At 39.5% G+C, this 14,622-nt stretch carries 12 protein-coding genes; 7 read left to right on the top strand and 5 right to left on the bottom strand.

Going from position 1 to position 14,622, the window contains the following annotated elements; all coding sequences use genetic code 11:
* Positions 1–43: 43 nt before the first annotated feature.
* The gene (locus C0T34_RS12585; RefSeq protein WP_109850244.1) at positions 44–1,531 is read left to right on the top strand and encodes a PLP-dependent aminotransferase family protein; all 1,488 of its coding nucleotides are present in this window, start codon (positions 44–46) and stop codon (positions 1,529–1,531) included.
* A 55-nt stretch (positions 1,532–1,586) separates the two neighbouring features.
* Here C0T34_RS12585 and C0T34_RS12580 read toward each other — a convergent pair whose 3' ends face one another.
* Positions 1,587–2,156 (bottom strand): rRNA adenine N-6-methyltransferase family protein, encoded by a 570-nt coding sequence (locus C0T34_RS12580; protein WP_088494137.1) that lies wholly within the window; start codon positions 2,154–2,156, stop codon positions 1,587–1,589.
* Positions 2,157–2,628: 472 nt separating this feature from the next.
* Between C0T34_RS12580 and asd the strand changes: the two genes are divergently transcribed.
* The 3 genes from asd to pepT all read left to right on the top strand — a co-directional run bounded on the left by asd (position 2,629) and on the right by pepT (position 7,019).
* The gene (gene asd / locus C0T34_RS12575) at positions 2,629–3,735 is read left to right on the top strand and encodes an aspartate-semialdehyde dehydrogenase (protein WP_088494138.1); all 1,107 of its coding nucleotides are present in this window, start codon (positions 2,629–2,631) and stop codon (positions 3,733–3,735) included.
* A gap of 459 nt (positions 3,736–4,194) precedes the next feature.
* A complete protein-coding gene (locus C0T34_RS12570; RefSeq protein ID WP_098941504.1) occupies positions 4,195–5,742 on the top strand; it encodes an AbgT family transporter in 1,548 nt (515 codons plus the stop codon).
* 38 nt (positions 5,743–5,780) lie between these two features.
* A complete protein-coding gene (gene pepT, locus C0T34_RS12565) occupies positions 5,781–7,019 on the top strand; it encodes a peptidase T (RefSeq protein ID WP_204100982.1) in 1,239 nt (412 codons plus the stop codon).
* Between the two features lie 74 nt (positions 7,020–7,093).
* On the opposite strand, the gene gyrB is transcribed toward pepT, so the two are convergent.
* The 4 genes from gyrB to dnaA are packed head-to-tail and all read right to left on the bottom strand — an operon-like array spanning position 7,094 to position 13,137.
* Complete coding sequence (gene gyrB, locus C0T34_RS12560; protein ID WP_098941506.1) at positions 7,094–9,508, bottom strand: DNA topoisomerase (ATP-hydrolyzing) subunit B; 2,415 nt, start codon at positions 9,506–9,508, stop codon at positions 7,094–7,096.
* 20 nt (positions 9,509–9,528) lie between these two features.
* The gene (gene recF, locus C0T34_RS12555) at positions 9,529–10,617 is read right to left on the bottom strand and encodes a DNA replication/repair protein RecF (protein WP_088494142.1); all 1,089 of its coding nucleotides are present in this window, start codon (positions 10,615–10,617) and stop codon (positions 9,529–9,531) included.
* Positions 10,618–10,628: 11 nt separating this feature from the next.
* Positions 10,629–11,732 (bottom strand): DNA polymerase III subunit beta, encoded by a 1,104-nt coding sequence (dnaN, locus tag C0T34_RS12550; protein ID WP_075673270.1) that lies wholly within the window; start codon positions 11,730–11,732, stop codon positions 10,629–10,631.
* Between the two features lie 4 nt (positions 11,733–11,736).
* A complete protein-coding gene (gene dnaA, locus C0T34_RS12545) occupies positions 11,737–13,137 on the bottom strand; it encodes a chromosomal replication initiator protein DnaA (protein ID WP_098941507.1) in 1,401 nt (466 codons plus the stop codon).
* 740 nt (positions 13,138–13,877) lie between these two features.
* On the opposite strand from dnaA, the gene rpmH reads away from it, so the two are divergent.
* The 3 genes from rpmH to yidD are packed head-to-tail and all read left to right on the top strand — an operon-like array spanning position 13,878 to position 14,622.
* Positions 13,878–14,021: a 50S ribosomal protein L34 gene (gene rpmH / locus C0T34_RS12540; protein ID WP_004246509.1), complete on the top strand. Its 144-nt coding sequence runs from the start codon at positions 13,878–13,880 to the stop codon at positions 14,019–14,021.
* A 17-nt stretch (positions 14,022–14,038) separates the two neighbouring features.
* Positions 14,039–14,398, top strand: a complete 360-nt coding sequence (rnpA, locus tag C0T34_RS12535) for a ribonuclease P protein component (protein ID WP_071788569.1) — start codon at positions 14,039–14,041, stop codon at positions 14,396–14,398.
* Positions 14,362–14,622, top strand: a complete 261-nt coding sequence (yidD, locus tag C0T34_RS12530; protein ID WP_072064717.1) for a membrane protein insertion efficiency factor YidD — start codon at positions 14,362–14,364, stop codon at positions 14,620–14,622. The genes rnpA and yidD overlap by 37 nt, the downstream gene beginning before the upstream one ends.

The raw sequence follows: 14,622 nt of genomic DNA, 5'->3' as shown, positions 1-14,622 counted from the left end.
TCTCAATAAGGTACACTTTTTGTGTTTTTATAGGGTCCACTTTATGAAACAGAAAAAAACAGCTTATTTCCCTAACCTTGTTTTAGAAGAAGGACCTATTGGTTCTCAGGTTTATCACGCGATTAGAAAAGCGATTTTAGATGGACGCTTAACATCAGGTAGCCGTCTACCATCAAGCCGCACCTTAGCTGAAATGATGTCGATTTCCCGCAATTCTGTTATTGCAGGATTTGAACGTTTAATTGATGAAGGTTATTTATTTACTCGGCGCGGTGCAGGTACTTTTGTTGCAAGCACAATCCCTGATGCCATTATTTCGGATAAGTGGATCAAAACAACCCACTCTATTTCATCACCATCAATCGAAAGCCCATTAGAAATGCTAAACCCCAATATGCAAAAAGCACAAGCATTTTGGCAACAATCACAACCCAATATCAATAGTAATCCAATTTTTCATGTTGGTGTTGGATGTGTTGATCTGTTTCCACATGAGCTTTGGGGAAGATTATTAGGGCGAGTTTGGCGACAATCGAAAAAAGCACTCGCAACATTTAATTCGCCAACAGGTTACACGCCTTTAAAAGAGATGATATGCCAATATATGCAATCAACTCGTGGGCTTTTTTGCCAACCTGAGCAAATCATTATTGTGAATGGAACACAGCAAGCGATTAATCTCACCACCAGAGTATTATTAAAAGAAGGTGATGCAGTTTGGTTAGATGATCCTGGTTATGACAGTGCTCGGGGGATCTTCACATCTTATGGTATAAAATCACACCCAATAAATTCAGATATGGATGGAATGGATATTTATCAAGGAATAGAAAAGTGTCCTGAAGCAAAACTTGTTTTTACGACACCTTCACATCAATTCCCTTTGGGTAATACGCTCTCACTTTCACGCCGTATTGCGTTGTTAGAGTGGGCATCATCCAATAATGTGTGGATCTTTGAAGATGACTACAATAGTGAATTTCGCTATCACTCTAAACCCATTCAATCTCTCCAAGGATTAGATAAATACCAGCGCGTTATTTATGCCGGTACATTCTCAAAAATGATGTATCCCGGATTTCGTTTAGGCTTTTTAGTGGTTCCTTTACCTTTAGTTGATGCCTTTAAAGCCGCTAAATACTATACCGATTCACATTCTGGCTTTTTAGAGCAAGCCACATTGGCACTGTTTATTTCTCAAGGACATTATGCACGCCATGTTAGGCGAATACGAAAAGCCTGTTATGAACGTTATCAAGTGTTAACTAATGCCATCAAAACACATCTATCTCATGTTTTCTGTGTTGAACCGACAGACTCAGGTATCCATATTGTCTGCTGGTTACTGGCTGGCTATACAGAAGAATATATTGTGAAAAAATCACGAGAGATTGGCTTAGCGATACAACCTTTATCACGTTACTGTATTCAAGCCTACCCAAAACAAGGCGTATTATTAGGATATGCGGCTCATGATCCTATTGAAATTGAAAAGAGTATTATTTTGCTTGCTCAAACATTATCTAAATAAATAACATTTATTCTTATTTGTTATTTGCAATATAAACGTCGAACAAGCTTTGCATTTACCCTATTTTATTTTTTGGTGTGCAATAATAAACCCAAGCAGGAGGAACATTCAGCATTACCAATTTTTTTTCTAAATGAAAATAACGAGATAACGTTTTTTCATATCGAGTTGTATATTGAAATAATACAAAACAACCTTGTGTTTTTAATAACTCTTTATGTACCCGTTTTAAAACTCTTAAACCTGTTTTTTTAGGAATAGATAAAAAAGGTAGCCCTGAAATAATCATATTATAATGACTATTTAGTTTCTCTGCTGATGCGGTATAAACCCTTAATCGCTTATCATTAATCTTATCTAACTCTGTCGCAAAACTGGGTTCTATTTCAAAAACATCTAATGATGAATTCAACGACATTCTTTTTAAGATCTGTTGAGTAATAACCCCAGTGCCAGCACCTAACTCAGCAACCTGAAGATCCTGTTGCCAATTAAGTTTATCTAACATTTCATAACATAACCAACGAGATGAAGGCGCGATAGTACCCATCGTGGTTGGTGAGATCACAAACCGTTTTAAATATGAGTAGTATGTAGATAATGGAATGAATGTGGATATATCCATCTTCGCCTCCTAGTGCCTTTTAATTAAGGTAAAATAAAAAGTAGATTAAATGAAGAACATTCATCATTATTTTTATTTATGAAAATACATCATCTATTAAATATAGACTTGCAGTATAAAGCTTGGAGTCATCTCTAAGTAAATACGTTTTTCTTATATATTACACTATTTTACATTTTTCTATTTTTACTCTATTTTCTTAAACAAGAATATATTTTTATTTATCCTAAAAAAGAAAATAAGATATAGCAGATTATTCTTACACTTTTATGGTTGCTTCATTTTCTTTTTTAACAACTCATTGATATTTGTTCGTTCTGTGGCTTTCTTTTGTTAACTCTACGAAGACTATAAGAAACACTTCTAATTCTTTGGTAAATAATCAATAAATTAACTTGCACCCATCTCTATATTTTGTCAGGTTAGTGTGAGGTCTCTCACTATTCCTACAGATAAAGACAGGGTAATTACAATGAAAAATGTTGGTTTTGTGGGCTGGCGTGGTATGGTCGGCTCCGTTTTAATGCAAAGAATGGTTGAAGAACGTGATTTTGATGGGATAAACCCTGTTTTCTTCACCACATCTCAATTAGGTGAAGCAGCACCCGCTTATGGTAATCACCGTAGCACTCTGCAAGATGCTTATGATATTGATACCTTAGCATCACTCGATATTATCATTAGTTGCCAAGGTGGTGACTACACCAATGAAATCTATCCAAAACTGCGTCAAGCAGGTTGGCAAGGTTACTGGATTGATGCAGCATCAGCACTGCGTATGAATGATGATGCCGTGATTATTCTCGATCCTGTTAATGGACAGCATATTCAAGACAGCTTAAATAAAGGTATCAAAGCCTTTGTTGGCGGTAACTGCACCGTCAGTTTAATGCTGATGTCATTAGGTGGCCTGTTTGCTAATAATTTAGTGGAATGGGCAAGCGTATCCACTTATCAAGCGGCTTCTGGGGCTGGTGCTCGCCATATGAGAGAGTTACTGTCACAGATGGGCTCTTTACATAATCAAGTGGTTAAAGAGCTAGAAAACCCAGCATCAGCAATCTTAGATATTGAACGCAAAGTCACTAACTTTACACGCAGTGGTGCGATGCCTACTGAGCAATTTGGTGTTCCTCTAGCAGGTAGCTTGATCCCTTGGATTGATAAACAATTAGAAAATGGCCAAAGCCGCGAAGAGTGGAAAGGACAAGCAGAAACTAACAAGATCCTCAATACAGGTTCAAATATCATTCCTGTGGATGGTCTTTGCGTTCGTATTGGCGCATTACGCTGTCATAGCCAAGCATTTACCTTAAAACTGAAGAAAGACTTACCTGTTGCTGAGATTGAACAGTTACTCGCAAGCCATAATGATTGGGTAAAAGTCATTCCTAATGACCGTGAATTAACTATACGTGAATTAACACCTGCCGCAGTTACAGGTACATTGAGCACACCAGTAGGCCGTATTCGTAAACTGAATATGGGCCCTGAATTTATTTCAGCCTTTACCGTGGGTGACCAACTGTTATGGGGTGCTGCAGAGCCTTTACGTCGTATGCTAAATATTCTGCGTTAATATTAATTATTTGGAATATCGGCCATTTTTAGAAAATGGAAATGGTTGATATTCTTATTCTCAATAGCCATTAGCTTCATTTCTTATTTCCCCTCCTCTTTTTTCACAAAACTATTTTTTAAATTTTCATATTTTATTTATTTTTAATTTTATGGCGCTTTATAAAATACGTTTTCTACAATAGTTTCAAAAATAACGCTAAAGAATTCAGGCAGATCATTCAGCATAATCCACCTATTTTTATTCAAAATAGAGTGCAAAAATAAATAAAGCATTTTTTAACAACTGAAAAATAATGACGAAGAAAATCCAAATATAACAATTTCTAATATATTATTCCTTTTCTCTTCATTAAATAGAAACTACGGTAACTACTTATTATTTAAAAATAAATTTACTTTGCATTGTCATTTATTTATGGTGATTTTTATTACTTTTATAAAAAGATGCATTATAAATATGACAACACAAACACAACCCAATAAAAAAGGTTTTTTAAACCGAGTAGAACGCATTGGTAATATCATGCCTGATGTTACGATGCTGTTCGTTTACGCCCTCGTGATCTGCTGGATATTTTCATTTCTCCTCTCTTTTGTACATTTTGATTATTTCCATCCAGTGACTAAAGAGAAAATTGCCGTTATTAATATGTTTCAATATGAAGAAATCATATTATTTGTGACAAGTGCAGTGAAAAATTTCATTAGCTTTCCTCCACTTGGAATAACGATTGTTGCGACATTAGGGATTGGTATTGCAGAAAGCAGTGGTTTTATTAAAACAGCTTTAAAAAAGATGCTTTCGTTTATTTCCCCTAAAATGCTAACACCAACGGTTGTATTTGTTGGTATTGTTGCGCACTTAGCGTCTGACTCAGCTTACGTTATTCTTATGCCTGTCTCTGCGATGATGTTCTATGCCAGTGGTCGTCATCCTTTAGCCGGTATCGCCGCCTCATTTGCAGGTTTAGCAGGTGGATTTACAGCAAGTTATACACCGTCAATCATTGACCCAATAATGCAAAGCTTTACTCAAGAAGCGGCGCAAATTATGGCTCCTGGATATAGTGTTAACGTTTTATGTAACTACTTTTTTAGTGTAGGCGGTACATTTGGTGTTATTTTAACTTGTTGGTATATCACTGAAAAAATTGTAGAACCTTGGTTAAACAAAAACTGCCCTGTCTCTTCGGGGATTGATACCAAGGATGCGGAGTTGGGTGAAATCACACCAATAGAAAAACGCGCATTCCGTTTTGCTGGTTGGGCGGTTGTGTTGATGGGAATTGGTTTATTTGCTCTGTTATTACCAGAAACTTCGCCATTACGTTCACCTGAAGGTAGCTTAACCAGCCCTAAAGCGCCAATTATGCAAATTGTGGTGCCTTTACTGTTTATTTTCTTCTCTGTACCCGGCTTAATCTATGGCTATATGACCAAGTCTTTTGCTTCCACAAAAGATATTGTCAAAGCGATGGAAAACATCACTAAATCGCTGATCCCATTTATCGTTTTTGCCTTTTTTGCAGCTCAGTTCCTTTACTCTTTCCAACACTCGAATTTAGGAACTTTATTAGCACTATCCGGTGCAGAGTTACTGCGTACGCTTAATATGCCTTCAGGTATGACAGTATTAGGTGTGATTTTGCTGACTGCTATTTTAAATATCATGATCACCTCAGCAACATCAAAATGGGCTGTTATTGCACCAGTATTAGTGCCAATGTTAATGGCTGTCGGAATTTCACCTGAATTAACGCAAGCTGCGTTCCGTGTCAGTGATTCCGCAATGAATGTGAGTACACCGATGTTCCCATTCTACCCACTGATTTTGATGTATTGCCAAAAATACTATAAAGGGGCAGGTATCGGTACACTATGCTCAATGATGATCCCTTTCACTATTGGCTTGCTTATTGTATTAACGACGACACTGTTTGTCTTCTGGGGACTCGATATTCCTCTTGGCTTTGACAGTGGATATACATGGCAACCGGCATCATAACTCACGCTTATAAAAACAACTGTATTAGGAACAACATTATAATGAACACCCTAGGTCAAAAGTTAGAACAGCGTTTCTTCCGTTATCTGGCAATTGAAAGCCAAAGTGATGCATCTGCTTCTGTGGTACCCAGCACGCAAGGGCAACTTGAGTTAGCAAAGTTACTGGCTAAAGAGCTAGAAACTTATGGACTAAAAGATATCTATATCGATTCTCATGCCATTTTATATGCAATGAGACCAGGTACTAAACCCAATGCCCCTAAAGTTGGGTTTGTAGCTCACCTTGATACTGTTGATGTGGGTATTTCGCCTGATATTCACCCTCAAACACTGCGTTATGAAGGGAAAGATCTCTGCTTAAATAAAGAGAAGGATGTCTGGTTTAAAGCTCAAGAACACCCTGAAGCACAACCTTATATTGGTGAAGAAATTATCTTCAGTGATGGTACAAGCGTATTAGGTGCTGATAACAAAGCAGCGATCACTGTGGTTATGGAGTTAATGGATAAACTTCAACATGCTGATTTTGATTGTGGCGATATCTATGTTGCGTTTGTACCTGATGAAGAGATTGGATTACGCGGTTCTAAACTGATGGATTTATCTCGCTTCAACGTTGATTTTGCTTACACCATAGATTGCTGTGCATTAGGCGAAGTAGTGTATGAAACCTTTAATGCGGCATCAATTAAAGTGTCTGTAAAAGGTATTACTGCGCACCCAATGTCAGCGAAAAACGTATTATTAAACCCAATTCGTGTTGCTCATGATTTTATTGGCTGTTTTGACCGCTTTGATACACCAGAACACACCGAACATCGCGAAGGTTATTTCTATGTCACTGATTTAATCGCCAACCCTGATAATGCGGTGATTAAAATGGCCATTCGTGATTTTGATAAACAAAGTTATGAAGCCCGTAAACAGTTTATTAAGCAATCTGTTGCTTTGATCCAAGCTCGCCACCCTCGTGCGCAAATCGATTACGAGATTGTCGATGTGTATAACAATATCAGTGATTCGATAGGGGAAGATCGCACAGCTATCGAACTTATTTTTGAGGCATTAAAACGATTAGATATTCAACCTAATGTGATCCCAATGCGAGGCGGTACAGATGGCTCTGCGCTTTCTGCAAGAGGATTACTAACACCAAACTATTTTACTGGTGCACTGAATTTTCACTCTCGTTTTGAGTTTTTACCTGTTAGCTCATTTGAAAAGAGCTATTTAGTAACAGAAATGCTGTGTCGGTTGGTCGGACAACGCGGATAAGCGTTATTGTTTTAGCCAACAAAAAAGCGGAACCATTTTCATGGCTCCGCTTTTTTATCTAACTTAATCTAAAACTAGATATCGATATTTGCAGCTTTCAGCGCATTCTCTTCGATAAAGGCACGACGAGGTTCAACCGCATCACCCATTAAGGTGGTAAATAATTCATCGGTTGCAATCGCATCTTTCACGGTAACTTGCATCATACGGCGTGTATCTGGATTCATGGTGGTTTCCCATAATTGCTCTGGGTTCATTTCACCAAGACCTTTATAACGCTGTACAGCAAGGCCACGACGTGATTCTTTTGTTAACCACTCAAGTGCTTCTTCAAAGCTTGAAATTGGCTGACGACGCTCTCCACGCTCAATAAACGCACCCTCTTCAATTAGGTTACCAATAATATCACCTAAATGAGTAATACGTTGATATTCGCTACTGTGGATAAAGTCATAATCCAGTTTGTAGTCTGTATCCACACCATAAGTACGAATACGTAACACAGGCTCAAACAGACGATTTTCATCGTTTTGAACGATAGTGTAGCTATAAGTACTGCCTTGGTCTTCAGCTTCATTTAGACGGTTAACTAAGCCACTCATCCACTCTTCAACTTTAGCTTTATCGGATAACGCATCTTCTGTTAGCGTTGAATGATATACCAAGCTGTTTAACATGCTAAGTGGATAGATACGCTCCATACGACGAATAATTTTGTGCGCTGCATGGTAGTCAACAACCAGTTTTTCAAGTTGCTCACCGTGCATTGCTGGTGCGTGTTCACTCACATAAAGTGCTGCTCCATCAAGTGCGATCGACATCAGATATTCGTCCATTGCGTCGTCATCTTTGATGTATTGCTCTTGTTTACCTTTCTTCACTTTGTAAAGTGGTGGCTGAGCAATAAAAATATGACCACGTTCGATAATTTCTGGCATTTGACGATAGAAGAATGTCAGTAACAGAGTACGAATGTGAGAACCATCGACGTCCGCATCCGTCATGATGATAATGCTGTGATAACGCAGTTTATCTGGGTTATATTCATCACGACCGATACCACAACCTAATGCGGTGATTAACGTTGCAACTTCTTGAGAAGCCAACATTTTATCAAAGCGTGCTTTCTCAACGTTTAGGATTTTACCTTTTAATGGAAGAATAGCTTGCGTTTTACGGTTACGCCCTTGTTTTGCAGAGCCACCCGCAGAGTCCCCTTCCACTAAGTACAGTTCAGAGAAAGCAGGATCACGTTCAGAACAGTCCGCTAATTTACCTGGTAAACCACCTAAATCTAATGCGCCTTTACGACGTGTCATCTCACGTGCTTTACGCGCTGCTTCACGAGCACGAGCGGCATCAATGATTTTACCGACAACAATTTTCGCATCGTTTGGATTTTCTAACAGATATTCCACCAGCTTCTCATTCATCAGCGTTTCTACCGCTGTTTTCACTTCTGAAGAAACCAGTTTATCTTTTGTTTGTGATGAGAATTTAGGATCAGGCACTTTAACAGAGATAACTGCAATCAGACCTTCACGAGCATCATCACCCGTTGCACTGATTTTCGATTTCTTATTAAAACCTTCTTTATCCATATAGTTGTTTAACGTACGTGTCATTGCAGTACGGAAACCAACTAAGTGAGTACCACCATCACGTTGTGGAATATTGTTGGTAAAGCAATAAACATTCTCTTGGAAACCATCATTCCACAGCATCGCCACTTCAACACCAATACCATCTTTTTCAGTAGAGAAATAGAATACATTTTGGTGAATTGGCGTTTTATTACGGCTTAAGTATTCAACGAATGCTTTAATACCGCCTTCATAGTGGAAATGATCTTCACGGTTATCACGTTTATCAATTAAACGGATAGAAACGCCTGAGTTTAAGAATGACAACTCACGAAGACGTTTTGCTAGGATCTCATACTGGAATTCAGTCTCGCCTTTAAAGGTTTCAAGACTTGGCCAGAAGCGTACAAATGTCCCTGATTTTTCAGTATCGCCAATGACTTTTAAGCGATCATCAGGCACACCATGACGATAAATTTGCTGATGGATATTTCCATCACGATGGATTGTCAGTTCAAGTTTTTCAGACAACGCATTAACAACAGAAACCCCTACACCATGAAGTCCACCAGAGACTTTATAGGAGTTATCATCGAATTTACCCCCCGCATGCAGAACGGTCATAATAACCTCTGCCGCTGAGACACCCTCTTCTGGGTGAATGCCGGTTGGAATTCCACGACCATCATCTCGAACAGAGACGGAGTTATCTGAATGGATAGTGACAATTATCTCATCACAGAAACCCGCGAGGGCTTCGTCGATTGCGTTGTCGACCACCTCGAAGACCATGTGATGCAGACCGGTTCCATCATCTGTATCCCCGATATACATCCCCGGGCGCTTACGCACCGCATCCAGCCCTTTTAATACTTTGATACTTGAGGAGTCATATGTATTCGACATCAACGTTTCTCGCTTTATTCCTATGGTTTAACCTCTATTTTGCCACGTTCTACGCTAAATAGCCTGCTATTTACATCTAGCATATCTTTCACTTGCCCTTGTGTTATCGCACTAACAAACACTTGAGCTTGCGTAGACTTTAGACGCTCGGCTAACAACTGACGCCGACTTGCATCTAATTCAGAAGCAAAATCATCGAGCAGATACAGGCATCTTTGCCCATTCTTACGAGTGAAATATTCACCTTGTGCCAGCCTCAAAGCACACATCAACAACTTGAGCTGGCCTCGTGACAACATATCTTCTACTGGCGTGCCGTTTGCTCTAATACGTAAATCTGCTTTATGAGCACCTAGTGAGGTATACGCTAGCATTTTATCACGTTCAAATTGACGTGCTAGCAACTCACCATAATCTGTTTCTTTATCCCATCCCCGTTGAAAGCTCACTTTCAACGAAAACTCAGGCAAAAACAGACGACACGTTTCTTCAATATCTTTAGCGATATCTTCGGTATATTGAGCTCGCCATTCACTTATCTGTTCTGTTAATGAGATAAGTTCTTTATCCCAAGGCATCAGTTGTCGATAAGACGTTGCTTGCCTCAGTGCTGCATTACGCTGTTTTAATACACGTTTTAAATCTGACCATGCAGCAAAAAATCGAGGTTCATTATGAAAACAACCCCAATCAATAAAAGCGCGACGATATTTAGGCCCACCATTCAGTAGTGTAAAGCCTTCAGGTGTTATTAATTGCATCGGTAACAATTTTGCTAACTCTGCAATTTTATGACCATCGCTGCCATCAATACGAACTGTACTATTACCTTCGCGATCTTTACTTAATCCAATCGCATAGCCACGGCTCTCTTCATTCAATCCACTTAAGCGGCCATGAAGAATAAATTCATTTTCATCGTGCTGGATCACACGATTAGCTTGAGAGCTACGAAATGCGCGTCCATGACCTAGAGTGTAAATCGCTTCAAGTATACTTGTTTTACCACTCCCGTTAGGCCCAACAAGGAAATTAAAGCCATCCGCTAATGGCAAATCCGCCTGTTCAATATTTCTAAAATGACGGATCAATAAACGGGATAAAATCATGTTAGTGACTATTATAAACGCATTGGCATAACAACATAAGCAGCCGCAGAACTTGCCACATTCTCCACTTGAACACTTGAAACAGCATCTGTTAGCAGCAACTTAACTTCTTCACATTTCAATGTATTAAGTACATCAAGGAGATAACTGACATTAAAGCCAATTTCCATTTCTTCACCTTGATATTGAACATCAACAATCTCTTCTGCTTCTTCTTGCTCAGGGTTATTCGCTGTAATTTTCAATTGACCATTGGTGAGGTTTATACGCACACCACGGAATTTTTCATTGGATAAAATTGCAGCTCGAGAAAATGCCTGTTTAAGAATATCACAACCCGCTGTTACTGTTTTCGTTGGGTTTTTCGGTAATACACGACGATAGTCAGGGAAACGACCATCAACCAACTTCGAGGTGAAAATAAAATCACCTACATGGGCACGTATATTGTTACTACCGATTTGCAGTTGCAGTGAGCTCTCACCACCGCCATCAAGTAAACGCATCAATTCAATAACACCTTTACGAGGAACAATAACAGAATGTCCCGGTAAAGATTGTCCAATATCCATTGAACATACCGCTAAACGGTGTCCATCTGTTGCAACTGTGCGTAACTCTGTATTTTCAGTTTCAAACAACATACCGTTGAGGTAATAACGCACATCTTGATGCGCCATTGAAAATTGAGTGGACTCAATCAGACGTTTTAATGTTGCTTGAGGCAAAGTAAATTCAACCTCACTTTGCCAGTCATCTAAATTAGGAAAATCAGACGCAGGTAATGTTGATAAAGAAAAACGGCTACGACCTGAACGCACTAAGAGGCGATCACCGTCAAGCTCAACACTGATTTCAGCACCTTCTGGTAGCCCACGCCAAATATCAAAAAACTTACGCGCAGGAACAGTTGTGGCGCCAATTTCATGAGATTGGCTAAGATTAACTCTTGCCACCATCTCCATTTCAAGGTCGGTCCCCGTTAGCGATAAGGTGTTTTCAGTTACCTTAAGCAATAGGTTACCTAAAATAGGTAATGTTGGACGACCACCTAAAGGGCCACTTACTTGTTGTAGCGGCTTAAGAAGCTGTTCACGTTCAATGATAAATTTCATAGCGCTAGGATGATAATGTTCTGATTAAGTTAGAAAAATCTTCTTTGATGTCATGACTCTCTTCACGCAATTGCTCTATTTTTCGGCACGCATGAAGTACAGTTGTATGATCACGACCCCCAAAGGCATCCCCGATTTCAGGCAAGCTGTGGTTTGTTAATTCCTTCGCCAGCGCCATTGCCATTTGCCTCGGACGGGCAACCGATCGAGATCTTCGCTTTGACAGTAAATCAGCGACTTTAATTTTATAATATTCAGCAACCGTTTTTTGAATATTATCAATAGTGACTAATTTTTCCTGCAAGGCGAGCAGATCACGCAATGCTTCACGTACAAAGTCGATAGTAATCGCACGGCCTGTAAAGTTTGCGTTAGCAATCACTCGGTTTAATGCACCTTCAAGCTCACGGACGTTAGAACGAAGTCTTTTGGCAATAAAAAAAGCCACTTCGTCAGGTAATTGAATTTGGTTTTCATCCGCTTTTTTCATCAAAATCGCCACTCGGGTTTCAAGTTCAGGTGGCTCAATGGCAACCGTTAATCCCCAACCAAAGCGTGATTTTAATCTATCTTCAACACCATTTATCTCTTTAGGATAACGGTCTGACGTTAAAATGATTTGCTGATTACCCTCTAACAATGCGTTAAAGGTATGAAAAAATTCTTCTTGTGAGCGCTCTTTATTGGCAAAAAATTGAATATCATCAATTAATAGTGCATCCACAGAACGGTAATAGCGTTTAAAGTCTTCTATCGCATTATTTTGTAACGCTTTTACCATATCTTGTACGAAACGTTCAGAATGCATATAAACGACTTTTGCATTCGCTTTACGTTCCATAATGCTGTTACCGACCGCATGTAATAAGTGCGTTTTACCAAGCCCTGTCCCGCCATATAAAAAGAGTGGGTTATAAGCACCACCGGGATTATCAGCAACTTGTCTTGCCGCAGCTCTTGCTAACTGGTTTGATTTACCTTCAACGAAGTTATCAAATTTATGTTTAGGGTTAACGTTAGAACGATAATTAAGTTCAGGCAATTGAGAAGCGGGTTGATTATCCCAACTCGGGCGAATAGGCTGACTATGCGTTGGAGCCGTATTCACTGTTGGATGTACAACCGCTTTAGGAATACTTTCCGTAGTACGTGTTGATGCGGGTTTATTACCGACTTCAAAACGTAAAGAAGGGACTTCAGAGCCACAAAAATCCACTAATAATGCGTTGATATTATTAATGTATTTTTCTCTCACCCAATCTAAAACAAAACGATTAGGTGCATACAGCGCCAGCGTATCATCGCTTAGTTCTGCCTGCAAGGGACGTATCCACATACTAAATTCAGTGGCAGGTAACTCATCCTGCAATCGGGCAAGACAATGCTGCCAAAGCGAAAGTGACACGGCGGACTCCCCTAAAAAAACAAGACTAAAAAATAAACAGGAAAAATGCAGTTAAACACTGTGTGCCTAAATACAAAGTGCACAACACCGTTCCTCTTCAATTCTTAATAAGGAACAACTCTTGGTGACAACGATTTTTTTACATCGTGACTCACGATCGCAGACTGGCTATTCTGATCGTGACGGGGGGATCATATCGCAAAATGAAACGAAGATCCTCTTTCTTTTGCACAGTTTTTATGGTTTTTATCCACAGGCTTGCTGATTTACGATAATTCACCAAATGAAATATGCAAAGGCGTTCTAGTGTACTTGAGTCGTCCTATAAATAGCAATTGGGGATAACTTTCTCTTTGCATAAATCTCCCTTTCTTATAGTAAGTGATCAAATATCTCTCATTTGATCCACTAAAGATCCTTGCGCTTTCACCATGAGTCCGTATAATCTTGCACCCTGCGTGCTTGTACCAACAAAGTCACTTATTAAGGCTTTTTTAGGTCGCTAATAAGCGTACTCGTTGCGCATAAGTCAGGATTGATTATCGGGTTTGCTAAAAAAGACGACAAAAATCGGTACTTAAAGCGTCATCTTCATTGACGCATTTGAGTGATTTTATTACAATCCCGCATCTTTCCATCATTGATGCTGCGATTGAAGTACCGGTTTGTTTATTTATTGCACGCCTGTCTGTCAACGCATTTGCTGAATCAGTAATAATATTAAGTAGGTAGAAATCGCCATGAAACGCACTTTTCAACCGTCTGTACTGAAGCGCAACCGTAACCACGGCTTCCGCGCTCGTATGGCCACTAAAAATGGTCGTCAGGTTCTGGCTCGCCGTCGTGCGAAAGGCCGCGCTCGTCTGACCGTTTCTTCGAAATAATAAAAGCTAACCATTCCGTGGTTAAGCTCGCTTTTCCAAGGGAGTTACGTTTGTTAACTCCCAAGCATTTCAATTTTGTTTTCCAGCAACCACAACGTGCGAGTTCTCCAGAAGTTACTATTTTGGGTCGCCAGAATGAGCTGGGGCATCCCCGCATCGGTCTAACAATCGCAAAGAAAAACGTCAAACGTGCTCATGAGCGTAATCGTATTAAACGATTAGCCCGTGAATACTTTCGTTTACATCAGCATGAATTACCGCCGATGGATTTTGTGCTATTAGTAAGAAAAGGGGTTGCTGAACTTGATAACCATCAATTGACGGAAGTATTGGGTAAATTATGGCGTCGTCATTGTCGCTTGGCTCAAAAGTCCTGATCTTGCTGATTAGGGGCTATCAACTGGGGATTAGTCCTCTGTTGGGGCCTCGTTGTCGTTTTAATCCTACATGCTCTAATTACGGAATTGAGGCATTGCGCAGGTTTGGAATGATAAAAGGTAGTTGGTTAACAGTGAAACGCATATTAAAATGCCACCCTTTACACGAAGGTGGTGATGATCCTGTCCCACCTAGAAAAAACGACGATAACAGAGAAAATTAA

Source organism: Proteus sp. CA142267, from assembly GCF_003336825.1.
In the GTDB taxonomy this organism is placed as follows: domain Bacteria; phylum Pseudomonadota; class Gammaproteobacteria; order Enterobacterales; family Enterobacteriaceae; genus Proteus; species Proteus terrae.
Note: the sequence above shows the minus strand (reverse complement) of the source record. Positions and strands in the feature narration are given on the sequence as shown.

Excerpts from the sequence above, each read along its gene's own strand:
- C0T34_RS12585 (WP_109850244.1), top strand. The coding sequence starts at position 44 with ATGAAACAGAAAAAAACAGCTTATTTCCCTAACCTTGTTTTAGAAGAA.
- C0T34_RS12580 (WP_088494137.1), bottom strand. The coding sequence starts at position 2,156 with ATGGATATATCCACATTCATTCCATTATCTACATACTACTCATATTTA.
- asd (WP_088494138.1), top strand. The coding sequence starts at position 2,629 with ATGAAAAATGTTGGTTTTGTGGGCTGGCGTGGTATGGTCGGCTCCGTT.
- C0T34_RS12570 (WP_098941504.1), top strand. The coding sequence starts at position 4,195 with ATGACAACACAAACACAACCCAATAAAAAAGGTTTTTTAAACCGAGTA.
- gyrB (WP_098941506.1), bottom strand. The coding sequence starts at position 9,508 with ATGTCGAATACATATGACTCCTCAAGTATCAAAGTATTAAAAGGGCTG.
- recF (WP_088494142.1), bottom strand. The coding sequence starts at position 10,617 with ATGATTTTATCCCGTTTATTGATCCGTCATTTTAGAAATATTGAACAG.
- dnaN (WP_075673270.1), bottom strand. The coding sequence starts at position 11,732 with ATGAAATTTATCATTGAACGTGAACAGCTTCTTAAGCCGCTACAACAA.
- rpmH (WP_004246509.1), top strand. The coding sequence starts at position 13,878 with ATGAAACGCACTTTTCAACCGTCTGTACTGAAGCGCAACCGTAACCAC.
- yidD (WP_072064717.1), top strand. The coding sequence starts at position 14,362 with ATGGCGTCGTCATTGTCGCTTGGCTCAAAAGTCCTGATCTTGCTGATT.